The following is a 15,957-nucleotide window of genomic DNA, read 5'->3' as shown; positions in this document are numbered from 1 at the left end:
TAAAACGCCTGAACTTACAGGCATTTCCTTTTATGAAGCTTGAATCTTTGATGCATCACTACATAGCGTTATTTCAACCGTCTCAGTTAATATATCGGAATAACTATAGGATACTTTTCTTTCTGAATTAAGTCCTCTGTCTATTCTAACTATAAAAATGTTTTGGTATACTTCTTCTAAAACGCCTTCTTTAACGAACACTCTTTTCCGACCTTTATTTGTTTTAAGTATGACTTTTTGACCTATATAACTTTCAACATTTTTCTTTAAGTTAGTTAGGGTTTCCTTTGTGGCCAAAAAAACATCTCCTTCCTTTCGATGTATACAGTATAATATTAACACACAAATAATGATCTGTCAAATTTTTGGGTAAATATTATACCGTGTAAATTACTCTTTGTCAATATATTATTAGCTATAATGCAAAAAAACATGAGCATATTTTTTATGGTAAAAATGCCCATGTTTTTTATTCGATTTTTTAAATTTGATATTTATAGTATTTAGTTATTCCATCTGCTATAGACTCAGCAACTCTTTTTATATATTCATAGTCCATAAATTTTCTTTCTTCCTCTGGGTTAGTTAAATATGCAATTTCTATGTGTAATGCGCTTGTTGTAACGTTTTTGAGCAAATAGAAATCAGCCGTTTTAACCCCTCTATTAACGCTTTCTAGACCTTTAGACATACTTTCGATTAGAAAATTGGCTAATACTTCACCATCTTTATCTCCCCTATAATGGTATATCTCTATTCCAGAAATGTTTGTATTTTTAAAGGAATTCATATGAATACTGATAAAGTAATTTGGTCTAACTTCATTGGCCATCTTAGCTCTACCCTTTAGAGATAGATATTCATCGGCCTCTCTAGTAAGAACAACCTTCGAACCCAAATCCTCTAAGAACTCCTTTAATTCCAATGCTATTTTAAGCGTAAGATCTTTTTCCTTTAGCCCCTCCTTACCAATAACTCCTACGTTTTCAGTTCCTCCATGACCAGGATCTATAACTATGCTTCTATTAAACATTGGTCTGTCGATATCAGGTTTTTCGTATTTCTTGATATCTATTCCTGTGTAATAATATTTTAAAATTTCTTCTGCTATCTTCCCCTCTACTGCCATTTCGTTTGCTCCATATTGACATAGTCCTAGGCCGTGACCTTTTCCCCTAGTTTCAAATCTTAATGCCACTGGCTTAAAGCCAAATCTTGTTGAGTCAAGGCCTAAACTATTGCAAAAATCAGTTCCTTTGATAACCTTATCTCCTACTTTTATTCTCTTAACTCTTCCCTCTTCGTCTCGTTCAATTTCCTCTATAATTCCTTGAACATTCGTCCTATTAATTGATGATGATTTATTAAACCTCACTCCCAGTTTCTCTTCCAGCTCATCTAGGGTTACTTCTTTAACGTTTTTCCAGTGGGGGGATTCTATACAGTATCTACAAAGAACTCTTCTTAAGTATATAACCTTAGAACCATCTACATTTTCTGAGTTTTCTGTTGCTCCGCCACATGTTAGGTGGAACTTTGGATCTATTACTTTGTTTTTAAAGGTTATTATTAAATATTTAGTTTCCTCCTGTGCCCTTAAGAGCTTCTGCCAATTTTGCTCAAAGTCTTCCTTCCATTTATCCTTCAGCTTCTCCCTTGGTATCCAATTATCACAATAGTCTTGCAGGCAAATATCTGCTTCCTTATGATGATTGTAACCCTTGCCTCCAAAGATCTTTGCTTTTTTTACAAGCCCTGTTCTTACTATTATAGTTTGAGCCTTAATGGCTTCTAATTCAAAATCTATATTAACTTGAGCAGCAACCAATTCCGGTACTAGCTCATCGATGGATTTATATAAAATTCTATCATATTTCTTATCATATACCTTTATTTTTACAGAGTTTTTCCCGTTGTTCAATTCCTAAACCTCCTTCAAGTTTCCCCTCCGTTCCCTTGATCATTCTATTCTGCATCTACTGATAAGGTGATTTCGGTAATCCTTTTCTATATTTACCGCGAGTTTGAAGGCCTCCTATTCCTTTGACTCCTGTGATCGTATTCTCAAGTACCTCTTCTATTGATATAAATCTATCCACGCTGGTAAATGCAACTTTTTGAGTTATAAAAACGGGGTCTAAGCAATGGATAAGTATGGAGTGTAGAATGTAGCAAATGGAGTGTCTCAGAATGGCGAATTTCTGCGTTATTTAAAATTTCACCGACTTGGCACGTACGTCAGTACTAGCCAAACCGTTGAAATCTCAAAACCTTGAACTTCACTCATTCTGAAACACCCCGGGGCTGTACTCATAAGAAATTCTTATGAGGCAGCCCCTTTCAGCTGCTACCCACTGGATTTTCTTTGTAGCAATTCCATCAGGTCTTTAAAATAGATTTCTTGGGTTAGCAACATATAAATATAAATATTTTTCATTATTCTGGAAAGTATAGTTAGTAGAAGCAGTAACTCGAGATAATATCTGTAATTTTTTAGGCATAATTCGACATTAGCAAAATTTATATCTTGCACATTGAAACTGTAGGGTATATAATTTTTCTTGAAAAAAGTATCATAGAGATTCAAGTAAAGACTTTAATTTATACACATCTAAAACGCCTAGTAACTCTAAGTATTTAGATATATAAATCAAGTTTTACTTAGAACTCTCTGTAGAAAAGGGGAATGGTAGTTGGCAAAGTTAACTAATAATAAGCTAAGACTGTATGGTTTTAACAATTTAACCAAGTCCTTAAGCTTCAACATTTATGATATTTGTTATACTAAAACTGAGGAAGATCGTCAAAAGTATATCGAATATATTGATGAGCAATACAACTCTGAAAGATTGACAAACATTCTAACCCATGTTACTGAATCAATTGGGGCCAGTGTGCTAAACGTTGCAAAACAAGATTATGATCCTCAGGGAGCAAGTGTAACTCTTTTGATTTCCGAGGAAGAGGTTCCTTTATATGTTCTCGATCCATCTTGTAATAGAGGCGTCATAACTCCAAAGCGAGAAAATATCGTTGGACATTTGGATAAAAGTCATGTAACGGTTCACACCTACCCTGAAAGTCATCCTCAAAACGAAATAAGTACCTTCAGAGTAGATATAGATGTTGCTACATGTGGGACAATCTCTCCTTTAAAGGCTTTAAATTATCTGATTGGTAGTTTTGATTCAGATATTATTACTATTGACTATAAGGTTAGGGGCTTCACTAGGGATGTTGACGGCGAAAAACACTTTATAGATCATGAGATTAATTCGATCCAAAATTATATTACGGACGAAACAATTAAGAGATACAGCTTAATTGATATGAATATATATCAATCTAATATCTTCCATACAAAGATGAAGCTTAAAGATATTAATCTTGATAATTATCTATTTGAAATCAACGAAAAAGATTTAACCGAGTATGAAAGAGACACTATTATTAAAAAGCTCAATAAAGAGATGACAGAAATATTTTATGGTATAAATGTAGAGTAACTAATGGCAAAACATTTGTACTAGGGTATTTTTAATAAGCTTTAAATAGAAAAACTGCAACCAAATTTGAATTTGGATTGCAGTTTTTTATGTGTTTACTATAGAGTTCAATCTTAACCTTAGAACTTATCACTTGCCACTTTCTCTAATACTTCTTCCAGAGTAGAACTCTTTCCTTGCTCAGCGTATTCTTCCATTATATCAAGCCTATAATCTCCAGCTTCATCTAGATCAAAGTAGGTGTATGCAAACCAGGACACAAGGCCAGTTCCTAAAAATTCTTCTGATATTAAATCATTCATAAAAAAGTTTGATTCTATCACAAAAATATCGTCTATCATTGAGTGCCTTTCTTGTTTCTTAACCCTTTTATCTACTTTAAAGTCCTTACAGTATTCGATTTTATAGTTAACTATTTCTTCTGGGATCTCTATTCCGTACTCTTCCATAAAATAGTCTCTGCTTTCCCTGTTTTCCTCTAATACGTTTTTATAATTTTCATTATGCTCCTTTTCACTTAAATGCCCGAAGAGCCTACAGGTAAGTGGCCTTACTTCATATATTGTGCATCTGCCACTTTCATCTAAAAATGGACATGGTCTATTTTCTACTAGCTCAAGGAAATAGTACTCCATCACTTTTGGTATCAACTTCTGATACAAATCGGGTCTATCCTGTAGATATTTATATATATTTAGGAATTCTATATAAAAAGTGTTTACGGATTCCATGCAGCAGTTTGTGCAGCCCTTACACTCTCCCCCTTGAATACCTTCGTATATTTTATTCAGTTTATTAAAGAATTCCTTTTCTTCACCATGCTCTATTGATTTTTCTATGTTTTTCTTAAGTAACCTCATCTATTATTCCTCCAAGCCTTGGATTCTTTTAAAGTCATATTCCACCAGTACTTTTTCATCATTGTAGACAGTAATTTTTTTAATAAGTTTGTTTACTACTACACTATCTAATTTTATATATCCACATAACTCATTATAACTATTTATGTTATTTTGTCCATTAGCAGATAGTTCTAATTCTAGTCTATTTTTCTTGTTTTGTAAAAGCAATATCTGATTCCTGATGGCTGTATTTTTTTCATTATATTCTTCCATTGTTATCATTCCTTCTACATACACATCCAAGAGTCTGATTTGCTTCTTTGTCATGTTTTGCATCTCCCTATGGATACAATTCAAACCATCATTTCTTTTCGCTTTATCCATGGTCTTCCTTAACTTCGTATTAAGTCTATTTAAATCAACGCCTTTTCTTATTAGATTTCCCAAATTCTTTTCTATTTTTATCTTCAAACTATTTTTATTGATATGACTTCCCTTACAATATTTCTTTCCCCATTTATTTAGTTTTCCACAGATATATGATGTCTTGTTCTTTTTATAATGCATTCCTGAACCGCATTCTCCACAATACAATATACCCGTAAAGGTATATTTGCTTTTTGAGGTTCTTTTTCCCCCTCTTTGTTTTAATATCTTCTCAGCCAATTTAAAGGTATTTATATCTATTATGGCTTCATGAGTATTTTCAACCCTTATATATTCCTCTTCTACATTTGCCTCTCTTGTTCCATTTAACAAATCCTTGCCTCTGCTTTTGTTTTGGACTAAATTGCCTACATAAACTTCGTTTGTAAGTATGTTCTTCACAGTACTTTGATGCCATAGTTTATTGCTGTTGATTTTCTTAGCTATCATGCTTGGGGTTGGGTATCCCTGTTCATTTAAGTATTTTGCAATCTTATAAAATCCCAATCCTTCGTTATACATTTTAAATATTATTCTTACTACCTCTGTTGTTATATCATCTGCTATCAACAGATGATTTTTGCCGTCTTTTTTATAGCCATAGGGTGGATTACTTCCATTATATAAACCCCTCTTTGCTCTTTGGATTTTTCCAAATTTTATACGCTCACTTATCCTTTCCGACTCTTTTTGTGCCATGGAAAGCAATAATGTGAACATAAATTCATCATATTCAAAGGAATCAAAGGCATCCTCAATAGTAATAAATCTTATGCCTATTTTCTTTAGTTCTCTTATATGTGTTAATCCTTCTAGAGTATTTCTAGCAAACCTTGATATGCTTTTAGTTAGTAACACGTCAAAAAGCCCTTTTCTACTATCTTCAATTAGTTCCCTAAGTCCTTCTCTTTTTTTCACCGACATGCCACTTTCGACATCTTCATAAATCCTATAAAGTTCCCAACCTCTTTCTCCTATGTATCCTTCAAAAAAGTTCTTCTGATGTGCTATACTACTCTTCTGAGTCTTCATCTCCGTAGATACCCTTACATATACAGCACACCGCTTAATAATATCACCTCGTTTAGCTACTAGCAGCCAATTTTATTACGATAATCTCAAGCAATACATCTTCAAAACTCTTCTCACTTTCAAAGTAGAATTCGATCTGCTTTTCTATTTTATCCATTGAAACACCTCCTTCCTATACTCTACACTCCATTAGTGTCCTATGGGGTGAACTGGCAAAATTTGCTCCGGCTTCAATTATTGCTTCAAAATAGGATTGACATGCACCTGCAAATATTACAAGTTCATCCATACTTGATTCGTATTGCCTAGCTATTCTAACACTCTCAGTAAAATACTTGGAGTTTCTATAGTTCTCTATATCAGTGAAGTCCTCTTTTCCTTTTAATATGCTATCATGACCTGTTAAAATCAATATATCTGGGTTATATTCTCTAAGAAGCTTATCTACTACCTTAGGCTGCTCCTTTTCGTCTATTATTTTTCCCACAGCTTCTATATCTAGCTGCTCATATACCTTAAGACATACATCTATATATTCTCCATCACCATCTAGGTGCAATACTTTTCCTGCCCTTCCAAAATGATTACTTTCCCTTGTATATTCTGACATATGTCTTGTTAAGTTTTTAAACTGAGTATCTTTTCTTTCCTTCAATATGTTTCTCACTATTCTATTTATTTCTTTGTTAAAAACTTTATTAAACTGATTTACTTTATTTGCTGAAACCTTTTGCAAATCACCTTCCGGAGAATCTGCAATAATCCTTAGGTTAGTTCCCTTTAGGATGAAGGTTTTCTTATTATTTGAATCAGTAATTATATTTGTAATCTTAAATAAGATATCATAATCATACGATTTTCTCGCTACAACGTCTCCAACTCTTAGTTCTGTCATCAAAATCCTCCTATATTATATGCCTACTGTACTATATAGTATGTTTTTTCAAAGTTTAAGGTGCATAGTCACCTGAGGCAATTCCATAATTCTAACTTGGCAGAATTGCATAAGAATTGTGGTATAGCTCTAGAGGGCTTTAAGACCATATATAGTTGAAAGTTTTTTTAGATGGTAATTATGCAATTTGCTCACCTATGAAATATGGGATGAGTAGAATGATAGTAGATATTTTAAAACGGCGGTGATAAAATGATTTACACGATTGTACCAGCAAGAAATGAGGGAGAAAAAATCTCTAGAACCTTAGATATGCTCCTTAGAACAAATAGCGATATGATTTTAGTAGTTGTAAATGGATGTACTGATAATACCCTCAAAAGGGTTTCTAATATAGATAGCGATAGGATACAAACACTTTACTTCAACAAGCCTCTTGGTTTAGATGTTCCAAGGTCTATAGGTGCACTTTCAGCTTATGAATCTGGAGCAAGCGGCTTCATATTTGTAGATGGTGATATGATTGGAAATATCTCTAATAATATAAACGAAATAATTTTCGATATTTCCTCTAATAATATCGATATGGCTCTTACCGACTGTTACGATGAAACACATATCAGCAGCAACGCCGCTAAGATACTTTTATCCTTCAGGCGTCAATTAAACCTAGAGCTTGGTATATATGATAAAATAGCCTATGCTATACCTAGTCATGGTCCACATGGAATATCGAAAAAATTTATTGAAACAGTAGGATTTAAAAGTCTTTCAACTCCTCCTGTTTCACTGGCCTTAGCAGTAAAAAATAGATTGAATATCAAGGTGTCTACTAGGATCCCAGATCATGTACTTAGATCAACAACCAAGGACTCTCTCCATGCTTCACGAATTTCTAAAACAATGATAGGAGATTGTATTGAGGCTTGTTCAATTTATCAAGATAATCAGCCGCGGAGAGGCTTTGATGGTATAGATTTCTTGGGATATCATAAGGGCAGGCGCTTTGATATTTTGGATTTGATTCTAGGGAGTGTCCCAGAATGATAAATTTCTGCGTTATTTAAACTTTTTAAGTAAATTTACTACTATATTTTTTTAGAAACTCGATCCGCTGTGGCAATTTTTCTATTCTATTTTTCAGATCAATATAGTACATGTGTCTAAAGTTCTCATAGTCTTCATAGTAATATTTAGTAGCAATTTCCCATATATCCTGGGGAAATTGAAGGAAAGAGAACATAAGCTTATATTCTCTTTCTTCAACTTTTCTAACACTATTATATGCCTTGAGTATATCTACGGCCTTTTGAAAGTTCCAATCTAGTCCATCCATAGCACCCATAATGAAGCCTGCTATGTCAAAACATCTTAATTCATACTTGCAATGGTCAAAGTTTATTACACTCAGGTTTCCTTTTAAATCAACAAGTATGTTGTTGTGATTATAGGCACTATGACAAAGGTATCTATATATACCCTCTTCTTCGCAATATTCAAAATAACCATTCTTTTGGAGATTTCTTACGGATTCTATCGCCATATCATATAACATCTCGATATTGTCTACAACCATAAGGTCTATCTTGTATTTTGTAGTTCTCATCTTTATAAGGCTTTTTATGTATATAAAATCTTGACATTTATCCAAATAGTCTTTTTGTAATTTTCCTATATTTGATCTATGTCCTTCTTTTACTATAGGTATGTAATTCTTTGATGCTTCATGAATCTCTGCCAGAGCCTTTGAAGCCTTTTGCATTTCCAAGGGGTTTTTAAAGTTACATCCTCTTCCCTCGATAAGTCTAGTCATAACATAACAATCCCCATCATGTTCTATATAAGGTATGTTATTTATTGTTATATACCTATCTACATTTTTATACCCTTTGTTTATCAAGTGTTCCTTTGCACCATGCACAAAGAGTATTTCTGATACTTTGTATTTTACTTTTTTCAATATAAAGAATCCTTTATCAGTAAATACTATATTATAATCTTTCTTCGGTACTTTTTTTATTAACTTATATCCGAATTTTTCTACTAGTTCATAATTTTTATCATCCACATTGAATCCCCCACTTCGTATATAAATCAGCAGTTTCACTATGAACTCTCTATATATAAAGATTAATGATATTCACAGAATATATATATATGGCATTTCATGTATTATTTGCATATAATAAATATGAATATGTTTTTTTTAAATTTTAATGGGTAATAATATTATCAGGAGGTGTTTAAAATGAAAAAGGTTGTAGTTTTTACTAGTAACACATGACCACATTGTCATACTGCGAAAGAGTATCTTTCGGAAAAAAACATAGAGTTTGAAGAAAGAAATGTTCAAACTGATCCAGGAGCTAGAAAAGAACTTGTTAAAAGAAGGATTATGGGAGTTCCTGCTATTTTTGTGGACGATGAAGTAGTAGTTGGTTTTGACAAAAATAAGCTTGATGAATTACTTATATAAATAAAGACTTAGGGGCATCGAACCCCTTTGTTTTGGTCAGATTTTTATTATGCGAAAAAAGACCACATTACATAGTAGTATGGTCTTTTTTATGTGTCTAAATTCTTCAAGGTAATGACATAAATCTTGTATCACTATTCATCATCGTCTTCATCATCATATCGATCGATCACAAATTCAAAGAATGCTCCATCGTCATCGTCTTCATCATCTGATTCATCACTACCACTATCACTGAGACTAGGAGCAACACTAGGACTGGCACTACCACCAACTGGACCATCATCGCTATCTGGACCGCCGCCATCTAGCCCTCCGTCGGCCTCTAATGCTGACATTATTTGAACCATTCTGATCATATTATCAATCTTTTCAGCCTCGGGAAAATTTCCTCCGCCTATTATAGGTCTTATAAGTTGTATCATATCCCTTATATCAAGGTTTCCACCGTTCTTTCTCTTTTCACTCAAAGCATTGGTTGTTTCCTGAAATTTATCTAAAATACTTAAGGTACTTTTTAAGCCTTCCATATTTTTTTTAGTTGGCTCATCCATATACTGCTCAAGGGCACCAATCATATGTAAAGCTTTCTGCCTTTGATTTTTAAAGTTTAAAGGTTCACTAGAACCATCGGATGAATTTCTAGCCATATTGTTATTTAGCTCCTTTACAGCGGTAATTTTAAGCATTGCCGAAAGAAATGTAGAAAATTTATCTAACATAACTAAATTATCAGGATTCATATATGGGCTTACTGTATTTACGGCATTCTGCATTACCTCAACATCTTGTGGTGATAAATCGATATTAAAGGGTATGCTTATTAATTCCTTCGCTACTTTTTTTATATTATCTACTGCGGGAAAGTTTGAATTATTTGCTCCAATTAAAAACACAGCTATTATAGGCAGTAACAAATTATCGCCCAAATCAAGTAGGCTATTTCCCTTTTCTTCGTTATTTTTTACGTTCTCTTCCGGACGCAAATCGAATAGTTCTGCCATATAAACACTCCCCCAAATACATAAATCACAGTAAGTTTAAGTGCATTCTACATATCTAATCATAATTTTATAATATGCGTGAACGTTTCTTTTTGTTACGCATATTATGGATATTATAAAGATAACCTATTATAGAAATCGCTGTAAATATTTTATATTCGAATTCTTTAAAACTTTGGTTGTACAAAATACGAATGTAAATTTGATGCATTTCTATATAATTAATCTTATTCAATTGGAGGTTTTTATATGAGAAAAGACAGAAAAAGAAATCAAGAAAAATCAAATAATCTTAGAAATCTGCTTGGCGACTTTGGAGAAATGCATAAGGATAAAACCCAATCAGATCTTATAGATGAGGTAAAAAAAATCAGATCTAATATGAGTGATGAAGAATTTAGAAGACAGATTAAAACTATGGATAAAATTAGAGGTTTCCTTAATGAAAAACAACAAAAGAAGCTTGATAAACTTATAGAGATGTTAAAAAATAATTAATAAAAATTGCCTTTATCAAGTCACATATTTGTACGAAACAGAATAGAATATATTGAGCTAACAAAATCTGCTTAAACGGCAGCAGGAGGTGCTAATATGGGCGAAGGTTATTTTGGATTAAACAATTTGATACTATTCCTATTACTTATCATATTATTAGGAGATTGTCTTTGCGCAAATGATTATTGTAAGAAATGCTAGTTATTAGAGCTGTTATCTGATTAATATCGGATCTAAATAAATCCATTTACTTATAATAGAAATTAGAAACACTCTATACCATTTTCTTAAATCAAGATTGTTCGGTTAATTTATGAAATACTAATATTTAAAAGGAGGTCTAGTCTATGACTGATGTATATAATAAAGGTCGTGGTGGTTTCTTTGGTTTTAACAACTTAATCCTTTTCCTACTGTTAATCATCCTAGTAGGAGATTGCCTCTGTGTTGACTCTTGTAAACCATGCTAATTGTGAAAAACTTTAAAATATAATAAGTTTGTTTTAGAAAAATAAAAATCTATATTATTTTTAAAATTGTAATTGATAAACTGAGGATTTCCTCAGTTTATTTTATTGAGATCACAAAAAAAATCCAAATGTCCAGTTTTTTTTACGTATATATTCACACTTAGCCTCATTTTTGAATAATATACTAGTGAGCTAAGAAAGCTTAGTAATTAGTTGAGGAGGGTAAAATATGCCTGGTATCTTTGGAGGTTACGGTGGTGGCTATGGCGGTGGTTTCTTCGGTGGCAACAACCTAATTCTTTTCTTATTATTAATAATTCTCGTAGGAGATTGTCTCTGCGGCGGAAATTATTATTAACATATAAGATTTAAGGTATGTCTCGGAGTGACGAATTTCTGAAACATCCATTTGGGGCTAAACTCATAGAGTTTTTTATGGGTTAGCCCCTTTTTATATAGAGATTCAAGTAAAACTATTAATGTATGAGCTCTATATATCTTATAAAACTTTCTTACGAATAATACGAGATATATTGTCACATTTCAGATTTATCGTGAATATTATGCTATTAGGCTTGAATAGCTGAATCTTTCAGTAAACTAGTTTAGCAAATGTAAGTATTGACATTTCAAATAACTACTCTACTAAACCTGAAGGATGAAAGCAGAATCTTCACTTATAGAAGTGGGAGTCTTAAAAATTCATAAAGGAGCGAAAGTATATGCCTGGTTATGGACCTCAATATTTTGGACTTAACAACTTAATACTATTCTTGTTGTTAATAATCTTAGTTGGTGACTGTCTCTGTGGTGGTTATGACTACTAATTTTAAGATTTAGATGATAGTACTCAGAATTACTAACTTCTGAGATACCCTGGGGCTGAGCTCATATGATGTCTTTGTGAGATAGCCCTCTATTTTATCATCTTTATAAAGTCTTTGATAAAGATTTTAAGGCTACTATATTGATTTAGGAGGGAAAATATATGCCTGGTGGTTATTGTGGTAGTTGTGAACAACCTTATCCTTTTAGGCTTAACAACTTAATATTATTCCTATTATTAATAATCTTAGTAGGAGACTGTCTATGCGGCGGTTATAACTACTAATTCTAAGATTTAAATTGACGTATTAAAATAGCGAATTCCTAGGTTATTGAAACTTCAAAAACCTTGATCTTCATTTCTTCCGAAACGCTTTGGGGCTAAACTCATAGATCATTCTATGGGTTAGCCCTTTTATTATGTTAATTTACATAAAGACTTTAAGGTTCGAAATAACTTTAATTTTTTTATATAGAATGTACTATAAAATTGACACGCTTGACACCCACCTCGAATAATATGTTAATGAGCTAAGAGAGCTCTATAATATATTTAGAAGGAGGGAAATTCATGGCTGGTTGTGGTTGCGGAGTACCTTATTATCCTAAAGTTAATAATTTAATTCTTTTCCTATTATTAATAATCTTAGTTGGTGACTGTCTATGCGGCGGTGGTTACGGCTACTAAATCTAAGATTTAATTTAAAGATAAGCAACTTTGAGGTTTAATAAATTTCAAAGAAAAAATGTAAAAGCTTTCATTGAGGTCATTTCTCGAAGAGAAATCTGACCAAAACCGAAAGAACTCGATGTTCTTGAGTTTTTCTATATTTTCTCTTAAATTTATTTTGAATCTTAATGTTGTTTATCTATAGATAAATATTTATTAGTAGCACGCCTAACATGATTATAGAATATTATGTTAATGAGCTAGAAGAGCTCTATAATACATTGAAGAGGAGGGAAATATATGCCTGGATTCGGTGGCGGCTGTGGTTGCGGAGTACCTTATTATCCTCGTGTTAACAATTTAATTCTTTTCTTATTGTTAATCATCTTAGTTGGTGACTGTTTATGTAGTGGCGGTTACGGCTACTAAGAAATATCATTTAAGATATAAAAGCTGAGGAATTTTCCTCAGTTTTTCCTTTTAATAAAAAAACAGATTAAAAATCAGAGGCCTAGTGTCTCTGATTTTTTATATAGAAATTTCCAATAAAAATATACAAATATATTATATATATTGACACGCTTAGTATGTCTCAAGAATATTATATTAATGAGCTAAGGAAGCTTAGTAATATATTCAGAAGGAGTGAAATGTATGGCTGGTTGTGGTTGTAATACACCTTATATCCCTATTCGTATTAACAACTTAATTCTTTTCCTACTATTAATAATCCTAGTAGGTGACTGTCTCTGTGGTCCTTCTTACTACTAAAATATAAAGTTTAGATCAAATAAAATATATTATTTATTGACACGCTTAACATGTCTCTAGAATATTATGTTAATGAGTCAAGAAAGCTTGATAATATATTTAAAAGGAGGGAAATATATGGCTGGTTGTGGTTGTGGAGTACCTTATTTTCCTAAGGTTAACAATTTAATTCTTTTCCTATTACTAATAATCCTAGTAGGAGACTGTCTCTGCGGTCCTTCTTACTACTAAAATATAAACTTCAATTTGACTAAACATTTATAATAGAATCTTCTTAGTTTAATACTCTAAACATTTAAAAGAAGATTTTCCCTAAGCACATATGGGAATTATTTTTAAAATTTCCATATGTGCTATAAAATATATTTTATAGTGACACACTTGACATATCTATAGAATATTATATAAGTAAGTCAAGGAAACTTGATAATCCATTCAGAAGGAGGGAAATATATGCCTGGTTACGGTGGTTGTGGTCCTGGGTGTGGTGGAGCACCTAGTTTCTTCGGAATGAACAACTTAATTCTTTTCCTACTATTAATAATCCTTGTTGGGGATTGCTTATGTGGCGGAGATTTTTACTAAAATAAAATATGATATGTAAAAGCTGAGGATTCTCCTCAGCTTTTTTTAATGTTATTTTTATATACTGTAGAAATAATATAACAATAACAAAAGGGATTGATGCCTCTGGGTTTTTGTTATATATATATCACGTTTTATAATCCTTTGAATATTATATTATTAACTCAGAATTTTTGGTTTTGCTATAGGAGGTGAAGTAGGATGCCAAGAGGACCATATGGCTATGGTTGTCACTTTAATCCCCCATACTTAATCATATTGATTGTTATTTTTATAATCTTCTTTAACTGTGGACCTTGCTACGACTATGGATGGTGATAATATAAATGCTTAATCACCTATTTATAGAGATTCCAGTAAAACTATTAATTTATACACATTCAAAACTCCCCGAAACATTGAGTATTTGTGCACGTATAAACTAAGTTTTACTATATAAACCCTATATAATTTTAAATTTATTTATCACAATTTTGCTCCACCTAGAATAATATAAAATTATGGTAACCTTTTTATTCTTGTTGGAGGTGTAGTTGATGGCTTATGTGATTCAGGAAAGCAGATTAATTTTATTTTTGTTACTCCTTATATTAGTCGGAGATCTTATTTGCGTAGACGATAAGTGTACCTGTAAATATCCAAGCAATCCTTACCACTAAAGCAATTTTATGAATACGGGGATTTTTTTAGATAGGGGAATTTCATATTTGAGTTTAAAAGAATAAGTTGAGGAAAAAAATCAACTTATTTTTTTGAGGTGATTTCTCCAAGAAAAATCTGATCAAATCGAATGGGTTCGATATCTCTGAGCTTTTATCACAAAAATAAATCTAATCAAAAGAAAGGACTTAAATATCCCTAGGTTTTTATTAATTATGCTATACATAATACTTAAGTATTAGGACCACAGACCCCTCATATAGTGAAATTTTCACAAATATTAGGCTTTGTCCTTTACATAAGTTACAATCAGTTTACAATTCCATTACATTACAATTTTTGTATTAATTCCATGTTATAATAATAACTAAGGAAACGGAAATATTTTGGTGGTGATATAATGGAAGTTATGATGGTAATAATGATAATAATAATATATTTTTTACTTGATAAGAGCGAGAAGGAATCGGACTCTAATACCTATGACTTCTTAGAGCAAAATCAGGAGCTTAATCGCCCTCAAAACCTCTAAGTTCTACTGGTATATCCGACCTTAGAAAAATGTTGAATAAAATAGGAAATAAGTATTCCTCCTCTTAATATAAATATGTACGAAGACCTTTATTTAGTGTGCACATTGATGCTGTTAAATTTAAGGTCTTTTTACATTTTTGAGATATCAACTTTTGATGAATTTTATTTTTTTCCTTATTTGAACAGATTGCACACCTCATGACTTTCATTTGGTTCTTAAAAATTAGTAATTTATAGTTTTAAAATTTTCAAACTATAATACTATTTAAATATAGGAGGTGTTAAAATGTTGTCTCCCAGCTTGGAGGACTATTTAGAGGAACTATATAAGCTCGATATTAAAAATAAACCATTCAAAATAAGGGATTTGGCGTCAAAACTGGGTGTATCCTCACCTTCCGTTGTTAAAGCTCTTAAGAAGTTAGATAACGACAATTATGTTATATATGAAAAGTACAAAGGAATAACACTTACTAACAAAGGCAAGGAACTAGGGAAGTCTTTAGTTAAGAGAAATGACATTCTACAGGAGTTTTTAATAATCATAGATAGTAATTGTGACCCCGAGGATGAAGCTGAAGCAATGGAACATTATCTAAGTCCTTCGACGGTAGAAACTTTTAAAACTCTATCGACTTTCTTAAAGGATAATGAAGATGTTCTCACAAGATTTATGGAGTATAAGAAATCTAGTAGCTAGAATAACAGTCTAATAATATTATGTGAAAATTAATCATTAGAAACGGTCACAGATCACTCACTA

At 32.0% G+C, this 15,957-nt stretch carries 18 protein-coding genes and 1 pseudogene; 11 read left to right on the top strand and 8 right to left on the bottom strand.

The genetic code is table 11. The features are described 5' to 3' along the window. Positions 1–30: 30 nt before the first annotated feature. The 3 genes and pseudogenes from R9X47_RS18560 to R9X47_RS18550 all read right to left on the bottom strand — a co-directional run. Positions 31–297, bottom strand: coding sequence for a Veg family protein (locus R9X47_RS18560; RefSeq protein ID WP_432662518.1), 267 nt, complete (start codon positions 295–297; stop codon positions 31–33). A gap of 184 nt (positions 298–481) precedes the next feature. Next, positions 482–1,921, bottom strand: coding sequence for a stage II sporulation protein D (gene spoIID / locus R9X47_RS18555; RefSeq protein WP_432662517.1), 1,440 nt, complete (start codon positions 1,919–1,921; stop codon positions 482–484). A gap of 55 nt (positions 1,922–1,976) precedes the next feature. Then, positions 1,977–2,156 (bottom strand): annotated as a pseudogene (locus R9X47_RS18550) (sporulation peptidase YabG); the annotation flags it as partial. 537 nt (positions 2,157–2,693) lie between these two features. On the opposite strand from R9X47_RS18550, the gene speD reads away from it, so the two are divergent. Beyond that, positions 2,694–3,506, top strand: coding sequence for an adenosylmethionine decarboxylase (gene speD / locus R9X47_RS18545; protein WP_432662516.1), 813 nt, complete (start codon positions 2,694–2,696; stop codon positions 3,504–3,506). A gap of 119 nt (positions 3,507–3,625) precedes the next feature. Here the strand turns inward: speD and R9X47_RS18540 are convergent, their stop codons facing one another. The 3 genes from R9X47_RS18540 to yabG all read right to left on the bottom strand — a co-directional run bounded on the left by R9X47_RS18540 (position 3,626) and on the right by yabG (position 6,701). Continuing rightward, positions 3,626–4,366 carry a YkgJ family cysteine cluster protein gene (locus R9X47_RS18540; RefSeq protein WP_432662515.1) on the bottom strand — a complete coding sequence of 247 codons (741 nt, stop codon included), beginning with the start codon at positions 4,364–4,366 and terminating at the stop codon, positions 3,626–3,628. A 3-nt stretch (positions 4,367–4,369) separates the two neighbouring features. Next, a complete protein-coding gene (locus R9X47_RS18535) occupies positions 4,370–5,806 on the bottom strand; it encodes a recombinase family protein (RefSeq protein WP_432662514.1) in 1,437 nt (478 codons plus the stop codon). Positions 5,807–5,978: 172 nt separating this feature from the next. After that, positions 5,979–6,701, bottom strand: coding sequence for a sporulation peptidase YabG (gene yabG / locus R9X47_RS18530; protein ID WP_432662513.1), 723 nt, complete (start codon positions 6,699–6,701; stop codon positions 5,979–5,981). 252 nt (positions 6,702–6,953) lie between these two features. On the opposite strand from yabG, the gene R9X47_RS18525 reads away from it, so the two are divergent. Then, complete coding sequence (locus R9X47_RS18525; RefSeq protein WP_432662512.1) at positions 6,954–7,748, top strand: glycosyltransferase family A protein; 795 nt, start codon at positions 6,954–6,956, stop codon at positions 7,746–7,748. A 25-nt stretch (positions 7,749–7,773) separates the two neighbouring features. Here the strand turns inward: R9X47_RS18525 and R9X47_RS18520 are convergent, their stop codons facing one another. Beyond that, positions 7,774–8,769, bottom strand: a complete 996-nt coding sequence (locus R9X47_RS18520; protein WP_432662511.1) for a CotS family spore coat protein — start codon at positions 8,767–8,769, stop codon at positions 7,774–7,776. Between the two features lie 258 nt (positions 8,770–9,027). Between R9X47_RS18520 and R9X47_RS18515 the strand changes: the two genes are divergently transcribed. After that, the gene (locus R9X47_RS18515) at positions 9,028–9,177 is read left to right on the top strand and encodes a glutaredoxin family protein (protein WP_432667655.1); all 150 of its coding nucleotides are present in this window, start codon (positions 9,028–9,030) and stop codon (positions 9,175–9,177) included. A gap of 134 nt (positions 9,178–9,311) precedes the next feature. On the opposite strand, the gene R9X47_RS18510 is transcribed toward R9X47_RS18515, so the two are convergent. Continuing rightward, positions 9,312–10,181 carry a hypothetical protein gene (locus R9X47_RS18510; RefSeq protein WP_432662510.1) on the bottom strand — a complete coding sequence of 290 codons (870 nt, stop codon included), beginning with the start codon at positions 10,179–10,181 and terminating at the stop codon, positions 9,312–9,314. A 249-nt stretch (positions 10,182–10,430) separates the two neighbouring features. Between R9X47_RS18510 and R9X47_RS18505 the strand changes: the two genes are divergently transcribed. The 8 genes from R9X47_RS18505 to R9X47_RS18470 all read left to right on the top strand — a co-directional run bounded on the left by R9X47_RS18505 (position 10,431) and on the right by R9X47_RS18470 (position 15,894). Beyond that, positions 10,431–10,679, top strand: a complete 249-nt coding sequence (locus R9X47_RS18505; protein WP_432662509.1) for a hypothetical protein — start codon at positions 10,431–10,433, stop codon at positions 10,677–10,679. Between the two features lie 347 nt (positions 10,680–11,026). Continuing rightward, positions 11,027–11,149: a hypothetical protein gene (locus R9X47_RS18500; protein WP_432662508.1), complete on the top strand. Its 123-nt coding sequence runs from the start codon at positions 11,027–11,029 to the stop codon at positions 11,147–11,149. A 229-nt stretch (positions 11,150–11,378) separates the two neighbouring features. After that, entirely contained in the window at positions 11,379–11,507 is a 129-nt protein-coding gene (locus R9X47_RS18495) for a hypothetical protein (RefSeq protein WP_432662507.1), read from the top strand. A 630-nt stretch (positions 11,508–12,137) separates the two neighbouring features. Further along, entirely contained in the window at positions 12,138–12,260 is a 123-nt protein-coding gene (locus R9X47_RS18490; RefSeq protein ID WP_432662506.1) for a hypothetical protein, read from the top strand. A 684-nt stretch (positions 12,261–12,944) separates the two neighbouring features. Next, positions 12,945–13,073 carry a hypothetical protein gene (locus R9X47_RS18485; protein WP_432662505.1) on the top strand — a complete coding sequence of 43 codons (129 nt, stop codon included), beginning with the start codon at positions 12,945–12,947 and terminating at the stop codon, positions 13,071–13,073. Between the two features lie 795 nt (positions 13,074–13,868). Next, positions 13,869–14,000: a hypothetical protein gene (locus R9X47_RS18480; protein ID WP_432662504.1), complete on the top strand. Its 132-nt coding sequence runs from the start codon at positions 13,869–13,871 to the stop codon at positions 13,998–14,000. A 1,060-nt stretch (positions 14,001–15,060) separates the two neighbouring features. Next, a complete protein-coding gene (locus tag R9X47_RS18475; protein WP_432662503.1) occupies positions 15,061–15,192 on the top strand; it encodes a hypothetical protein in 132 nt (43 codons plus the stop codon). 288 nt (positions 15,193–15,480) lie between these two features. Then, on the top strand, positions 15,481–15,894 hold the full coding sequence (locus R9X47_RS18470; RefSeq protein ID WP_432662502.1) for a metal-dependent transcriptional regulator: 414 nt from the start codon (positions 15,481–15,483) through the stop codon (positions 15,892–15,894). The last annotated feature ends 63 nt before the right edge of the window (positions 15,895–15,957 follow it).

Source organism: Wukongibacter baidiensis, assembly GCF_050888315.1.
GTDB lineage: Bacteria > Bacillota > Clostridia > Peptostreptococcales > Caminicellaceae > Wukongibacter > Wukongibacter baidiensis.
This window is presented reverse-complemented; position numbering and strand designations above follow the sequence as displayed.

Bases quoted from the DNA above. Each gene is read 5' to 3' on its own strand.
- R9X47_RS18485 (WP_432662505.1), top strand. From the start codon at position 12,945: ATGCCTGGATTCGGTGGCGGCTGTGGTTGCGGAGTACCTTATTATCCT.
- yabG (WP_432662513.1), bottom strand. From the start codon at position 6,701: ATGACAGAACTAAGAGTTGGAGACGTTGTAGCGAGAAAATCGTATGAT.
- R9X47_RS18505 (WP_432662509.1), top strand. From the start codon at position 10,431: ATGAGAAAAGACAGAAAAAGAAATCAAGAAAAATCAAATAATCTTAGA.
- R9X47_RS18510 (WP_432662510.1), bottom strand. From the start codon at position 10,181: ATGGCAGAACTATTCGATTTGCGTCCGGAAGAGAACGTAAAAAATAAC.
- R9X47_RS18470 (WP_432662502.1), top strand. From the start codon at position 15,481: ATGTTGTCTCCCAGCTTGGAGGACTATTTAGAGGAACTATATAAGCTC.
- R9X47_RS18535 (WP_432662514.1), bottom strand. From the start codon at position 5,806: ATGAAGACTCAGAAGAGTAGTATAGCACATCAGAAGAACTTTTTTGAA.
- R9X47_RS18490 (WP_432662506.1), top strand. From the start codon at position 12,138: ATGCCTGGTGGTTATTGTGGTAGTTGTGAACAACCTTATCCTTTTAGG.
- R9X47_RS18480 (WP_432662504.1), top strand. From the start codon at position 13,869: ATGCCTGGTTACGGTGGTTGTGGTCCTGGGTGTGGTGGAGCACCTAGT.
- R9X47_RS18495 (WP_432662507.1), top strand. From the start codon at position 11,379: ATGCCTGGTATCTTTGGAGGTTACGGTGGTGGCTATGGCGGTGGTTTC.
- R9X47_RS18500 (WP_432662508.1), top strand. From the start codon at position 11,027: ATGACTGATGTATATAATAAAGGTCGTGGTGGTTTCTTTGGTTTTAAC.
- R9X47_RS18475 (WP_432662503.1), top strand. From the start codon at position 15,061: ATGGAAGTTATGATGGTAATAATGATAATAATAATATATTTTTTACTT.
- R9X47_RS18525 (WP_432662512.1), top strand. From the start codon at position 6,954: ATGATTTACACGATTGTACCAGCAAGAAATGAGGGAGAAAAAATCTCT.
- R9X47_RS18540 (WP_432662515.1), bottom strand. From the start codon at position 4,366: ATGAGGTTACTTAAGAAAAACATAGAAAAATCAATAGAGCATGGTGAA.